Below are 13,479 nucleotides of genomic sequence, written 5' to 3' on the forward strand. Positions count from 1 at the left end.
GCTCCCTCGCCACAACAAGCCCTCGCCACATCAGGTGCTCACCTGAAATTCAACCTTTTACCGCCTGCGACTGAGCTTTCGCCCGCATCTTGTCCGCCATCACGGTCATCTCGTCATACAGCAGTTGCGGGTTCTTCTGTTTCAGTGCCCAGGCCATGCGCCCCTGCTCGTGGGGCAGGATCATGAATTGCCCTTCAGCCACCTGCTGGTAGATGTAGTCGGCGATCTGTGCGGCGGTAATCGGCGAGCTTTCCAGCAGCTTGCCCACCTGGGCTTTCATCGCGGGCGTCGGCCCGCGGAACGAGTCCAGCAGGTTGGTCTGGAAGAAGGATGGGCACACCACATGCACGCCGACTTCCTGTTGCTTGAGTTCCACCAGCAGGCTCTCCGAGAGCGCCACCACGCCGGCCTTGGCCACGTTGTAGTTGCTCATGGCCGGGCCCTGCATCAGGGCGGCCATGGACGCGATGTTGATGATGCGGCCCTTGCTCTTTTCCAGCAGCGGCAGGAAGGCCTTGCAGCCCTTGACCACGCCCATCAGGTTGATCGCGATCTGCCAGTCCCAGTCTTCCAGGGACAGTTCGCTGAAGAACCCGCCCGATGCGACACCGGCGTTGTTGACGATCACGTCGATGCCACCGAGCTTTTCCTCACAGGCCTGTGCGAACGCGGTGAGCTGGCTGTAGTCGCGCACGTCGCAGCGCTGGGTGAAACCGTCACCGCCGGCCTGGCGTACAAGCTTGAGGGTTTCTTGCAGGCCCGCTTCGCTGACGTCCGACAAGGCCAGTTGCCAACCCTCGCGGGCCCAGCGCAGAGCGATTTCGCGACCCAGGCCAGAACCGGCGCCGGTGATCATCATGCGATTTTGCATAGGAAAGTAGCCTTGTGGTTCACGGAAGAAGTGAGCCGCAGTGTAGCGAAGGTTTTTCCCGCACCCACGCACCATCAGACTGCTGAATGCCCCAGGCAAACCGTGGGCCGGGTCGGATAGCGGGAAACCCGCCAAGTTCCATTTATTTGAACTAAGGACGGTTATTTGCAACGGGGTTAAAGGAAATAAGCAAGTTAGCGAAAAGCTTTAAAAAAACACGGAATTTTCTGCCAAACACATGGGTCGGAGTTATTAAGGCGTCCGTATCAGTTGTCGGGCCTATCCGTTAAATACCAGGTCTTTTCAGAAGACAATAAGGAAAACAAAACATGAGCCTCATTCTTATCATTATTCTGATCCTCCTGCTGGTCGGCGGTCTTCCAGTGTTCCCTCACTCACGCAATTGGGGTTACGGGCCATCGGGTATTCTCGGTACTGTGTTGGTAGTGCTGCTGATTCTGTTGTTGCTCGGCAAGATATAACGCGTTCCAGCGTGCAAAAAAAAGAGGCCTTGAAAGGCCTCTTTTTTATGCGCGGGTATTTAGTCCGGCTTGCCGTCCACTACGCCGGCGGTGTTGTCCAGCAGGCTCTTGGTAGCGGTCTGCAGGAACGATTCGAGCTTCTGCTTCAACGCAGCCTCGTCCGGCGACTCTGGAATCACTTTCCCGGTCGGGTTGGCGCCCAGTTCGTATTCCCACAACTTCGGCGGCATTTCCTTGGGCAGTACCAGCACCCGGTCACCGGTGAGCAAGGCGACGGTCTGGTCGCTGCCCGACGGCTTGATCACGCCAAAGCCCTTGTCACCTTCCGGCAGGTTGAGCAGGTCACGGCCCCAGCACTGGTGCAGGGTGTCACCGCCCAGGCGGCCCATGATGGTCGGCACGATGTCGATCTGGGTGCCCACGGTGTGGTCACGCTCGCCGAACTTCTCCTGCATGCCCGGTGCGATCATCAGCATCGGCACGTTGAAGCGGCCCAGGTCCATTTCGGTGATCTGCTGCTCGTTGCCGAAGCCGTGGTCGCCCACGATCACGAACAGGGTTTCCTTGAAGTACGGCTCCTTGCGGGCCTTTTCAAAGAACTGGCCCAAGGCCCAGTCGGAGTAGCGCATGGCCGTCAAATGCTCGTTGAGGCTGCCACGGTCGGTGACCTTCTCGACCGGCAATGGCGTCGGCAACGCGTACGGCGTGTGGTTGGACAGGGTTTGCAGCAGCGCATAGAACGGCTTGCCGCCTTCACGGGCCTTCAACTCTTCCAGGCCACGGTTGAACATGTCCTGGTCGGACACGCCCCAGGTCGGGTCCGAGAACACCGGGTTGACGAAGTCATTACGCCCGATGAAGTTGGTCATGCCCTGGTTGCTGAAGAAGCCCGACTGGTTATCCCAGGCGAAGTCGCCGTTGTAGACGTACACGTCGTCGAAATCGCGATGGCTGAGCAGCTGCGGCAGGCCCGACAGCTTGTGGCTGCCTTCCGGGGTCTGCATCAGGTATTCGAAACCCGGCAGGTTCGGGAAGCACGCCATGGTGGCAAACATGCCCTGGTGGGTGTGGGTGCCGTTGGAGAAGAAGCGGTCGAACAGCAGGCCTTCCTTGGACAATTTGTCGAAGTACGGCGTGATGTTGCCCGGGCGGCCCAGGGCGCCCACCGAGTGACCGGCGAAGCTTTCCATCAGGATAACCACGACGTTCTTGATCGGCAGGGTCTTCTCGGCCGGCGGCGTGAAGTCACGGCGGACAGCGGCGGTGTCGGTGTCGACCAGTTTCTCGGTCGGCAATACCAGCATGTCGCGCACGGTCTGGGTGGCCAGCGGCTGCTCCAGGGTGGCTTTCCAGATGTTCGAACGCTCCTCGGAGAAGCGCGATTTCGCCGCCGCAATCAGCGACAAGGTACCGTTGAGGCCCAACTGGTTGGCGAAGTTCGAGTCGGTGGTGTACACGTCGCCCCAACGCAGTGGCGGGCCCTGGCGCAGGGTGCCACGGATGGCGACCACGGCGACCAGCAGGCAGACCACGAACACCGCGATGCGCGTGTACCACGGCGCTACCTGGCGAGTGCCGATGCTGCCACCGCTGAACGGGCCGCGTGGGCGCGTTGCACGGTCGGCGCCTTTGAAGGCGATGCTCAGGATCAGCGTACCCACGGCCCAGGCCAGCAGGTAGCGCACCACCGGGAAACCGTACCAGAGCATGCTCATCACGGTTTTCGGGTCTTCCTTCACGTACTGGAAGACCAGGCCGTTGAGGCGCTGGTGGAACTCGCGGTAGAAGTCCATTTCCATCAGGCCCAGGAACAGCGCGATGCTGGACGCGACCGTCAGCCACAAGCGGAAGAAGCCGCGCGCCGCCATGGCCCGTACGCTGAACAACGCCAGCAGCAGCGGCACCAGCAGGTACATCACCAGGCGGATATCCAGGCGCAGGCCGTTGGCGAACGCTTCAAGGAAAGTCGAGGCCGGTGTGTCGAGGATCATCTCGCGGTTGTAGACCAGCAGCGCCAGGCGCAGCAGGGAGAACATCACCATCATGATCAAGGCACAAAGCAGCGTGTACGCCAGATGGGATTTGACGGTCGGTTGCAGCAAGCGATTAGAAGCTCGCTGCTGATTCAGGGCGTCCGGGTTTGCCATGTCGTTTTAGGACCCATTGGAAGTTTAAGTTGCGAATGAATACAGCGGCGCCCCGCCCTCGCCCAGGCAGGCTGGGGTAGACGGTGAACGCAATGGCGCAAATGGTGCCCGATCAACGCCGGCAACGCCATTGATTACTCAATCCGGCCAGTGTTTGAGACTCGTCTTAGAGCATCCGGCTGGAAAAATAGCCGGCGAATTGTCTTGGATGGAATGTGAAAATTCTGTGCAGCGAATATCTCGAAACACAATAACGGGAGTACGGAAACAAATGTGGGAGCGGGCTTGCTCGCGAATACGGTAAATCAGTCGATACATCAGGTGACTGTTACACCGTCTTCGCGAGCAAGCCCGCTCCCACACTTACTGTGCCCGCTCTGGATAGCGTTGTTTGGATCAGATCCGCACGTTACCGCGCGGCCCGGCGATCGCCCAGATGATCAAGCCCAGTACCGGCAGCAGCAGGATCAACAGGATCCACAACACTTTGGCGCCGGTACTCGCGCCGCTTTTGAACACGTTGATGATCGCCCAGATATCCAGCGCGAGGATGATCAACCCGATCAGACCATTAAAAGTGGAACCCATGGTGTCGCTCCTAAGTGAGGGCTTGCCTGCTTAGGATAGTCAGCCGTGGCCAGGGGTTCCGTTTTATTTCAGACGTGTACCGCAACCCGCAGGGCTTCCAGGGAGGGTTCGCCCTTGATGCCGACTTCGGCACACAACTCCAGAACCCGTGGCACGTCGTTGCCGTAGACCAGCACAGCCTGGATCTCGTCGTCCAGCAATTGGCTGAAATTCATCAGCACGTAGCCGCCGTTCTCCGGGTTGAGGGCGCTCATCTGGATCTGGATGCGGTTCAGCGCGGTCAGGGCTTCGGTCTTGGCCAGTTGCTTGGGCTTGAGGTTGAACGCCACGCCGGGGCCAAAGGAGGCGACGATCTGGGCGAACAGGTCCAGGTAGGTGTCGGCCTGGAACAGCACGGTGTCAGGCAGGCTGCCGACGACGATCCACTCACCCAGGGGAATCGGGAAAGTGTCGTCGTAGTTGATGTCGGGGTTGGCGGCCAGGAAAGCGTCGGGATCGGCGTAGGCCTGGGCCGCTTCGTCAGCCACCTTGGCGATCTCGGGTTCGCTCATGCAGCCGGAGCTGATTTTGCTGATGAGTTCGACGAGTGCGGTTTTCATGGGGTGGTCCTGTGGCGGGGCTGATTTTGAGGGCGCAAAGCCTACACCAGTTTTTCCAACTGCGCCGCCGTATCCACCGCCCCCATGGTCTGGGCCGCTGCCAGCGCGGTCACGCCCTGGGCATCGGTGGCCTTGGGATTGGCGCCCTGGCTGATCAGGTAGTCCACCATTTCGGTACGGTTGAACATCGCCGCCATCATCAAGGCGGTGCGACCATCAGAGGATGCGCCTTCGACCAACGCTCCGCCTTCGATCAACGCTTTGACCACCGGCAGGTTGCCCTTGAACGCCGCGCCGGCAATCGGCAGCTGGTTCTTGTCGTTGGCAATCTGGGGGTCGGCCTTGAATTCCAGCAGCACTTTCACCGCGTCCACATGGCCGTGGTAGGCCGACAGCATCAACAGCGTATCGCCATTGTGGTTACGCAGGTTCGGCGGCAAGCCCTTGGCCAGCAACGCAGCCAGCATCGCGGCATCGCCCTTGCGCGCCACGTCGAACACCTGCTCGGCAAATTCGGCGGCTTCGTCTTCGGTCATTTGTTTGGCTTGGTCTGACATGTGGGGCTCCTTGTCTGGTGTTTCATAAGGCGCCCAGTCTCGCGATGGAGTTCCCCACTGTCATGCCTTTTTTCCCAAAAGCGGCGATAGACAGAATCAATAACGGAACTTGCCCGCCTGAATATCCGCCAACAGTTGCCCGGTGACCGGCACATAACTGTCCGACCCAGGCAGCCAGGCAAAGATCGGATCATCACCGGCCTTGCCCGGGTCGAACGCTTCCTCCTTGAGTTTCACCTTCTGGTATTTAAAGGTACCCGTGGTTTCCATCTTCACCTTGATCCGCAGGAACAACGGCACCGCATACGCGGGCAATTGCCCGTGGGCGAAGGTCAGCAACTCGCGCATGTCCAGGGAAGCCAGGGATTCGGCAGGCGTAATGGCCGCCATGCCCGCGCGGCCGTTGGTGTTTTCAATCTCCACGCCGTAGGCCACCACTTCGGAAATCTGCGGGTGCTGCAGGAAGATGTTCTCGACTTCGGTGGTGGAGACGTTTTCACCTTTCCAGCGGTAGGTGTCCCCCAGCCGGTCAACGAATTGGGCGTGGCCGAAGCCGATATTGCGCAACAGGTCGCCGGTGTTGAAATAACGGTCGCCCTTCTCGAACACGTCGCTGAGCACCACCTTGCGGTTCTTCTCGGGGTCGGTGTAGCCGTCGAACGGTGCCTTGTCATCGATCCTGGCCAGCAGCAGCCCCTGGCCCCCCTTGGGCACTTCGCGCATGAAACCGTCGGCGCCGCGAATCGGCTCACAGCTGTCATGGGCGTAGTCCACCAGTGCCCAGTGCATCAGGGAAAAGCCGATGGTGTTGTCGAAGTTCAGCACATTGGTGAAGCCGATGTTGCCGTCACTGGCGGCGTACAGCTCGCAGATATGATCAACGCCAAAGCGCTGCTTGAACTCAGCCCAAACCCCAGGGCGCAGGCCGTTGCCGATCATCTTCGTCACCCGGTTATCCAGGTCGCGCCCGTGGGCAGGCTGGTCGATCAGGTAGCGGCACAGCTCGCCGACATAACCCAGGGTGGTCGCATTGAATTTGCGCACATCGTCCCAGAACTGGCTGGCGCTGAACTTGCGGCGAATCGCGAACCCCGACGCCCCGGCAATCGCCGAACCCCAGCACACGCACAGGCCAGTGGCGTGATACAGCGGCAAGGTGCAATAGACGACATCCTCGGGCCCCATATCCAGGGCGATGGTGCCGAAACTGGCCGAGGACTTCATCCAGCGGCCGTGTTTGAAAATGCCGGCCTTGGGCAAGCCGGTGGTGCCGGAGGTGTAGATATAGAAGCAAGGGTCGTTGAAAAAAATCTGCTGGGTGCTGGCGGGGTTTTCCACCGGGCAGTCGGCGCTGGCAGCCATCAGGTCGACGTAATCCGGCGGCACATGGCTGTGCTGCTGATCGGCAATAAACCAGGTTTTATCCGCCTCGATGGCCACCTGGCTGCGCACGGCCTCGTAGGCCCCTACCAACTCGGCTCCCACCACGATGGCCGCCGGTGCCACCAGGTTGAGGCTATGTACCAGCGCCGCCTGGGTTTGCGAGGTATTGAGCATCGCGCAAATGCCGCCCACCTTGGCCACGGCCAGTACGCTGAGCAACAACTCGGGGCGGTTTTCGATAAACAACGCCACCACGTCGCCCTTGCCGATCCCCTGCCGCTGCAGGTAGTGAGCCATGCGGTTGGCCTGCTGGTTGGCCTGGCGGTAGCTCAGCACCGTGTCGCCATACAGCAGCGCGGCGCCGTCGGGGTTGCGTTGGGTGGCTTGTTCAAAGGTCCAGCCCAGGCCGCACGGCTGGTCGGGATCGGTGATGTTGGCAACGCGGATTCCGCGCACCAGGCGCGGCAGCGCACGGACAATGGTGGGCACCTTACGCAGCATCATGCCCCAGGTGATCATGTCACTTGGCGGGTGGTTCATGGCGGGAACGTCCTTTTTCTTATTGTTCGTATGACCCTCAAGGCACCCATCGCACTGTAAGACCGGCGCCGGATGCCTTGCAGGAAAATACGCCAGCCGTTCTTCGGCTGTACACGCAGGATTTGAAAAGTTTTGTATCCCGAAAGGAAAAGGAATTTAGCGCACCGCCAGGTGGTCACTATGGAAGACCTGCCTTGCGTGCCAGCGGTGAAACACTTGGCAAAACCCCGCAAAATGCAGGATGCACGATGGCCATTCATGCAAATTGCACGAAACTGGAAATTTTAAAATTTTATAACTTATTGATTTATAACGATTTTTTAAGATAGTCAGTACTGGCACAATCACTGCACCTATCACTCCACGCTGCAAAACATGAGCTAACGGAGCTGATAGACATGAGCCTGATCCAAGATAAATTTTCTTCTGTGTTCTCCAATTTCGACGTCACCACCCAGGCGCGTCCTGATGGCGGCATCCTGCTGACCTTGCGTAACAGCGAAGGCAAGCAGATCAAACGTTCGATCTCTTATCAGCAACTGCACACAGCCGACCAACTGACGTGGGTCATCAGCGCTATTCGCCGCGACCTGGCTGAACAAGCCAGCGACTTGCCACAGATTTCGATGCTGCAAAGCCAGAACCGCTTTGCGCTGCCGACCTACCATTCGGCTTGACCGTCATGCAGGACCCGAACAGGTCGTGGTGCCGTTGCGCACCACGGCCTTTTTTTATTTGCACAATCCCTGTTTCACCGCCTCGTTCACGGCCTGGACCCGGTTAGTCACCTGCAACTTGCCGTAGATGTTGCGCAGGTGAAACTTCACCGTGGCCTGGGAGATGGAGCGAATCCTGCTGATTTCCCACACCGTCTTGCCCTCGACCGCCCAATGCAGGATTTCCCGTTCCTTGGGGGTCAGGGGTTTACCCGACAACATCGCACGCGCCTTGCGGTTGGCAACCGGCGCGCTGTCCGTTTGCGTGGACGGTTGTTCCTGTGGCTCCGAACCGCTCATGCAGGCCTCTCTCTTCATATAGGTCTTGTAACGCCCGAAGTCGGATTACTCCTATTGACAGGCGAATAAATATTGAGACCAGAGAGAGTTACACAAAGAGTGGAACTAATAAGTAAGGTCAACGATAAACAGCTGTTACCCACAAACTTTCAAGTTTATTCCTACAGCGATTTCCAACCTGAAGGAATTGAAGTTAAAAAAATGCCCCCTGTTCAGGAGGCATTGCCGGACGAACTTAGTCATCAAGCCGAGGAAAACCCTCGGCGATCGCGTCGCCGGTCAGCATGACCGCCAGCCCTTCAGGGTCACTGAACAGGCGGATCGCCACAAAGTGCGGGTTCTCCCCCATATCAAACCAGTGCGGGATGCCGCTCGGCACCAAGATCAGGTCGTTTTTCTCGCAGAACACCGCGTACACATAATCTTCGATGTGCAAGGTAAACAGCCCACGCCCCGCTACGAAAAAACGCACGTGGTCTTGGGCCATGCGGTGTTCGTCGAGTCGCTCGGCGCGCAATTGGGCTTTCTGCGGGTGATCATTGCTGACGCGGAGCACATCAACGGTGGTGTAGCCGCGCTCGGTCATCAGCTTGTCGATGGGCGCCTGGTAGGCCGCGATAATCTCAACCTCGCTGGCCCCGGGCTCAAGTCGGGTAGCCGCCTGCCAGCGATCGAAACCCACACCCAGCTCGGCCAGGGTCGAGGCGATATCGTCCTGGTGAGTCAGGACCTTGTTCGGGGTGTCGGGGGTGCAGACGTGGTAAACCGCGAGATAGCTCATCAAACTCTTCCTCTGTCACGGGAGCCGCTCATGGCCGCTCCTCTTGCAATCGAATGCCAATGATTAGGGCGGCGGCCAGGGCCGCGATGCTGGCAATGCTGAAGGTCAGGGTCGGCCCCAGCAGGTTCCAGCTATAACCTGAATAGAGTGCGCCCAGCGCACCGCCGGTACCGGCCAGTGCCGCATACAGTGCCTGGCCCTGCCCTTGCTGGCGAGCACCAAAGCTGCGTTGCACGAACTGGATGGCCGCCGCGTGGAAGCTGCCGAAGGTCGCCGCGTGCATCACCTGCGCCAGCAACAGCACCCAGAAGAATTCGGCAAACGAGCCCAGCAGCAACCAGCGCAGTGCGGCCAGCAGGAAACTCGCCATCAATACCCGGCGTACCGAAAAGCGCGTGAGAATCCGGCTCATGGCCAGGAACATCAAGACTTCCGCCACCACGCCCAGCGCCCACAACATGCCGATCACGCCACGGCTGTAACCGAGGTGTTCAAGGTGCAGGGTGAGGAAGGTGTAGTACGGACCATGGCTCATCTGCATCAGCGCCACACAGGCATAGAACGCCAGCACGCCGGGGCTGCGCAGTTGCCGCAAAAAGCCGTCACCGGCCAGGCGATTCCCCTGGCTCAGGGGCTGCGCATTCGGCACCCAGAGGCTGGCGCCGATGATGCCGGCCATGATCACCACGACCACCACCGGGTAGATATCCAGGCTCAGCCAGTCGAACAAGCGGCCCATGATCACCACGGTGAGGATAAAACCGATGGAGCCCCACAACCGCACCTGGCTGTAGCGCGAGGTCTGGCCTTGCAGGTGCGCGAGGGTGATGACTTCAAACTGCGGCAGGACCGCATGCCAGAAGAACGCGTGCAAGGCCATCACCAGCGCCAGCCAGGCGTAGGTCTTGCTGACAAAGATCAACGAGAAACTCACCAGGGTGCACACCGCGCCAAAGCGCACGATGGCCAGGCGCCGGCCGGTGTAATCCCCCAGCCAGCCCCACAGGTTGGGCGCCACGCAGCGCATCAGCATGGGGATGGCCACCAGCTCGCCGATGCGCGCGCTGGAGAACCCAAGGTGATCGAAGTACAGCGCCAGGAACGGCGCCGTCGCCCCCAGCAGGGCGAAATAGAACAGGTAGAAGCTGGAGAGTCGCCAGTATGGAAGGGCTTGCGTCAGCATAAGAGACTTGTGGCGAGCGAGCTTGCTCGCGCTGGGGCGAGAAGCTCCCCCACTAGAAGCGCCGCAGTTCTCCAGGTCCTACCGGGTTGCAGGCTTTGGGGCCGCTGCGCAGCCCAGCGCGAGCAAGCTCGCTCGCCACCCACGGTCACAGCTGGCCCAATACCGGAGTACTGACTTTTACGTCGGCGTTTTGCCCACGATGGCGCAGCAGGTGGTCCATCAGCACGATGGCCATCATCGCCTCGGCAATCGGCGTGGCGCGGATGCCGACGCAAGGGTCGTGACGGCCCTTGGTGATCACGTCCACCGGGTTGCCGTGCACATCAATCGAACGGCCCGGCGTGGTGATGCTGGAAGTCGGCTTGAGCGCAAGGTGCGCAACGATCGGCTGGCCGGAGGAAATGCCACCGAGAATGCCGCCGGCGTTGTTGCTGAGGAAACCTTCCGGGGTCAGCTCGTCACGGTGCTCGGTGCCACGCTGGGCCACACAATCGAACCCGGCGCCGATTTCCACGCCCTTGACCGCGTTGATGCTCATCAGCGCGTGGGCCAGTTCGGCATCGAGGCGGTCGAAGATCGGCTCGCCCAGGCCCGGCATCACGCCTTCGGCAACCACGGTGATCTTGGCGCCGACGGAATCCTGGTCGCGGCGCAACTGGTCCATATAGGCTTCCAGCTCCGGCACTTTGTCCGGGTCTGGGCAGAAAAAGGCGTTGTCTTCGACGCTGTCCCAGGTCTTGAACGGGATTTCGATCGGGCCCAGCTGGCTCATGTAGCCGCGGATCACGATGCCCTGGGTAGCCAGGAACTTCTTGGCGATCGCCCCGGCCGCCACGCGCATCGCGGTTTCCCGCGCCGAGCTGCGGCCACCGCCACGGTAGTCGCGCTCGCCGTATTTGTGGTGGTAGGTGTAGTCGGCGTGGGCCGGGCGGAACAGGTCCTTGATCGCCGAGTAGTCCTTGGACTTCTGGTCGGTGTTGCGAATCAGCAGTCCGATGGCGCAGCCGGTGGTGCGGCCCTCGAACACGCCCGAGAGGATTTCGACTTCGTCGGCTTCCTGGCGCTGGGTGGTGTGGCGGCTGGTGCCGGGCTTGCGGCGGTCGAGGTCACGCTGCAGGTCTTCCAGGGACAACTCGAGGCCCGGCGGGCAGCCGTCGACAATGGCGACCAACGCCGGGCCATGGCTTTCGCCCGCGGTGGTAACAGTGAACAGCTTGCCGTAGGTATTGCCGGACATGCAGGGCGCTCCGTGAAATCAGTTGAATCAAGTCAACCGTAATAACTTAAGGCGGCCAGTATACGCAGGCTAACCGACTAGTTCATCCTCGAAACCTTACCGGTAGACGTTGGTCCAACCGGCACCTTCCTCATGATGGCGCGATGATGCTGCGAGTTCTGCTTTTGACCCTCACTCTGTTTTCCAGCCTTGGCTTCGCCGCCTCCCCTGTCGTGCTGCAACGGCCCATCAGCCTGGACACCGGCAGTGGCGAGCTGTTTGGTTCGCTGTTGTTGCCCAAATCCGACAAGCCGGTGCCGGTGGTGCTGATCATCGCCGGCTCCGGGCCCACCGACCGCAACGGCAACAGCGCCGACGGCGCACGCAACGACAGCCTCAAGCGCCTGGCCTGGGTGCTGGCCAGGCACAACATCGCCAGCGTGCGCTACGACAAGCGCGGCGTGGCCGCCAGCCTTGCCGCCACCCCCGATGAACGCAACCTGACTCTGGATGCCTACGTGTCCGACGCCGTGGCCTGGGGCAAGTTGCTCAAGGCCGACCCACGCATGGGCCCGCTGATTGTGCTGGGCCACAGCGAAGGTGCACTGGTGGCCGCCCTCGCCGCCCCGCAGCTCAACCCGGCCGGGGTGATCTCCCTGTCGGGCAGTGCGCGCCCGGTGGACCAGGTGATCCGCCAGCAACTGGCCGACCATATGCCTCCAGCGCTGTTACTGCGCAGCAACCAGATTCTCGATCACCTCAAGGCCGGCCAGGTGGACGCCGATGTGCCCACCCCCCTTGAGGGCATTTTCCGCCCCAGCGTGCAGCCCTATCTGATCAGCCTGTTCCGCGCCGACCCTTCGGCGGCCTTTGCCAAATTGACCATGCCGGCGCTGATCGTCCAGGGCACCAATGACCTGCAGGTCGGCGTGGCCGATGCGCAACAATTGCAGAAGGCCAAGCCCGACGCCGAGCTGACGGTGATCGAAGGCATGAACCACGTGATGCGCATCGTGCCCAACAACGTGAAGCAGCAACTGGAGTCCTATAACGACCCGCAGTTGCCGCTGGCGGCTGAACTGGGCACCCGCCTGGTTCGCTTTATCGACGGACTTCGCGCCAGTTAAGCGAGTATTGCCCTCCAGTCCTGAGCAAAACGGCCGATAAGCCATGGGTCGACAGCAAAAAGCCTGTCGGCCCGCAGAGCTTGGACAGGATCGCGCCGAATGACGAACACCGAAGCAACACCCGAACCTACCGCCGACACCACGGCTGACACCGAGGCCGCCGCATCGGCCGCGTTACCGTGGGCGGAGGTGCAGGCCGAACATTTCAAGATGCTGCGCCTGGCCCCTTTGGCCACCGACCGTGCCACGGGCGTGCGGCCCCTGCGCTTTGTGCAGTTTGGCTGGGCCGAACGCAACAACAAGGACCACAGCCTGCTGCGCATGGTCATTCAGTTGCCGGGCCAGCGGGTGCGCCGGGAACAGAACCATTTGGATATCTGGGTCGATCACGCGACCCATCGGGTGCATTTTGGCCCGGGCAACAGCCTGGAGATCGAGCCGGCTAACCGCGGCATCGGCCGTTTCCTGGTAGCCCAGGGCGCCGCCTGGGCGAAAAAGAAGTGGTCGCACTACCGCGTCGACGGCGTCGACCTGGCCAACAAGGACGCCCTCAACGAAGCCACGCGCCTGCGCCGGGATCACTTCCTGCGTATCCAGGGCTTTGATGTGGCGTACGCCGATGTCCAGCATTTGAAGGGCAACGTGCAGCCGGGCAAGGTCAGCGATGTGCTGGACAGCTGGAACACCGAAAAGCTGCAGTTCGTGGAGATTCTGGAAGCGGCGCAGATGCTGCAACAGGCCGAGCAGAACCTGGCGGAACAGGAAGTGAAGCTGCGCAAGGAAGAGGAAAAGGTCACCAAGTTCAAGCGCGAAGACAGCGGGTTGCGCTTCACGATTACGTGTCTGGTGGCGTTTACCGTGTTTCAGGCGGGGCTGTTGATCTGGATTGCGACGCATCGCTGAATCATAAAGTGTATTTGTGGCGAGGGAGCCTGCTCCCGCTGGAGTGCGAAGCGCTCCCAAGATTCTTGGGGCCGCTACGCTGCCCA

15 protein-coding genes are annotated in these 13,479 nt (G+C 60.6%); 5 read left to right on the forward strand and 10 right to left on the reverse strand.

The genetic code is table 11. From position 1 onward, the window contains the following. Positions 1–49: 49 nt before the first annotated feature. A complete protein-coding gene (locus HX811_RS20405; RefSeq protein WP_177020683.1) occupies positions 50–871 on the reverse strand; it encodes an SDR family oxidoreductase in 822 nt (273 codons plus the stop codon). A gap of 329 nt (positions 872–1,200) precedes the next feature. Between HX811_RS20405 and HX811_RS20410 the strand changes: the two genes are divergently transcribed. Beyond that, positions 1,201–1,353: a DUF3309 family protein gene (locus HX811_RS20410; protein WP_003216767.1), complete on the forward strand. Its 153-nt coding sequence runs from the start codon at positions 1,201–1,203 to the stop codon at positions 1,351–1,353. Between the two features lie 59 nt (positions 1,354–1,412). Here the strand turns inward: HX811_RS20410 and HX811_RS20415 are convergent, their stop codons facing one another. From HX811_RS20415 to HX811_RS20435, 5 genes are all read right to left on the reverse strand, one after another. Beyond that, positions 1,413–3,500, reverse strand: a complete 2,088-nt coding sequence (locus tag HX811_RS20415; protein WP_177020684.1) for an LTA synthase family protein — start codon at positions 3,498–3,500, stop codon at positions 1,413–1,415. A gap of 396 nt (positions 3,501–3,896) precedes the next feature. Beyond that, positions 3,897–4,088 (reverse strand): PLDc N-terminal domain-containing protein, encoded by a 192-nt coding sequence (locus tag HX811_RS20420; RefSeq protein WP_003172956.1) that lies wholly within the window; start codon positions 4,086–4,088, stop codon positions 3,897–3,899. Positions 4,089–4,156: 68 nt separating this feature from the next. After that, on the reverse strand, positions 4,157–4,687 hold the full coding sequence (locus HX811_RS20425; protein ID WP_177047114.1) for a hypothetical protein: 531 nt from the start codon (positions 4,685–4,687) through the stop codon (positions 4,157–4,159). Positions 4,688–4,728: 41 nt separating this feature from the next. After that, a complete protein-coding gene (locus tag HX811_RS20430; RefSeq protein WP_003216773.1) occupies positions 4,729–5,244 on the reverse strand; it encodes an ankyrin repeat domain-containing protein in 516 nt (171 codons plus the stop codon). Between the two features lie 96 nt (positions 5,245–5,340). Next, positions 5,341–7,167 carry a long-chain-acyl-CoA synthetase gene (locus HX811_RS20435; RefSeq protein WP_177047115.1) on the reverse strand — a complete coding sequence of 609 codons (1,827 nt, stop codon included), beginning with the start codon at positions 7,165–7,167 and terminating at the stop codon, positions 5,341–5,343. Between HX811_RS20435 and HX811_RS20440 the strand changes: the two genes are divergently transcribed. Both HX811_RS20440 and HX811_RS20445 read left to right on the forward strand, forming a co-directional pair. Further along, positions 7,152–7,496, forward strand: coding sequence for a hypothetical protein (locus tag HX811_RS20440; RefSeq protein ID WP_177047116.1), 345 nt, complete (start codon positions 7,152–7,154; stop codon positions 7,494–7,496). The two genes, HX811_RS20435 and HX811_RS20440, sit on opposite strands and share 16 nt — an antisense overlap. Before the next feature lie 69 nt (positions 7,497–7,565). Continuing rightward, positions 7,566–7,844: a DUF3509 domain-containing protein gene (locus HX811_RS20445; RefSeq protein WP_003216777.1), complete on the forward strand. Its 279-nt coding sequence runs from the start codon at positions 7,566–7,568 to the stop codon at positions 7,842–7,844. 54 nt (positions 7,845–7,898) lie between these two features. Here the strand turns inward: HX811_RS20445 and HX811_RS20450 are convergent, their stop codons facing one another. From HX811_RS20450 to aroC, 4 genes are all read right to left on the reverse strand, one after another. Next, positions 7,899–8,183: a response regulator transcription factor gene (locus HX811_RS20450; protein WP_003216779.1), complete on the reverse strand. Its 285-nt coding sequence runs from the start codon at positions 8,181–8,183 to the stop codon at positions 7,899–7,901. 235 nt (positions 8,184–8,418) lie between these two features. Next, positions 8,419–8,964, reverse strand: coding sequence for an acireductone dioxygenase (locus tag HX811_RS20455; protein WP_003216782.1), 546 nt, complete (start codon positions 8,962–8,964; stop codon positions 8,419–8,421). Positions 8,965–8,992: 28 nt separating this feature from the next. Then, on the reverse strand, positions 8,993–10,144 hold the full coding sequence (locus tag HX811_RS20460) for an MFS transporter (RefSeq protein ID WP_177047141.1): 1,152 nt from the start codon (positions 10,142–10,144) through the stop codon (positions 8,993–8,995). A 148-nt stretch (positions 10,145–10,292) separates the two neighbouring features. After that, positions 10,293–11,384: a chorismate synthase gene (gene aroC / locus HX811_RS20465; protein ID WP_003213122.1), complete on the reverse strand. Its 1,092-nt coding sequence runs from the start codon at positions 11,382–11,384 to the stop codon at positions 10,293–10,295. Between the two features lie 143 nt (positions 11,385–11,527). On the opposite strand from aroC, the gene HX811_RS20470 reads away from it, so the two are divergent. Together HX811_RS20470 and HX811_RS20475 are read left to right on the forward strand one after the other, a co-directional pair. Continuing rightward, the gene (locus HX811_RS20470) at positions 11,528–12,490 is read left to right on the forward strand and encodes an alpha/beta hydrolase (protein WP_003213124.1); all 963 of its coding nucleotides are present in this window, start codon (positions 11,528–11,530) and stop codon (positions 12,488–12,490) included. Between the two features lie 99 nt (positions 12,491–12,589). Further along, positions 12,590–13,393, forward strand: coding sequence for a hypothetical protein (locus HX811_RS20475; RefSeq protein ID WP_003213127.1), 804 nt, complete (start codon positions 12,590–12,592; stop codon positions 13,391–13,393). The last annotated feature ends 86 nt before the right edge of the window (positions 13,394–13,479 follow it).

The sequence above is a fragment of the Pseudomonas sp. F8002 genome (assembly GCF_013385495.1).
Classification (GTDB): Bacteria; Pseudomonadota; Gammaproteobacteria; order Pseudomonadales; family Pseudomonadaceae; genus Aquipseudomonas.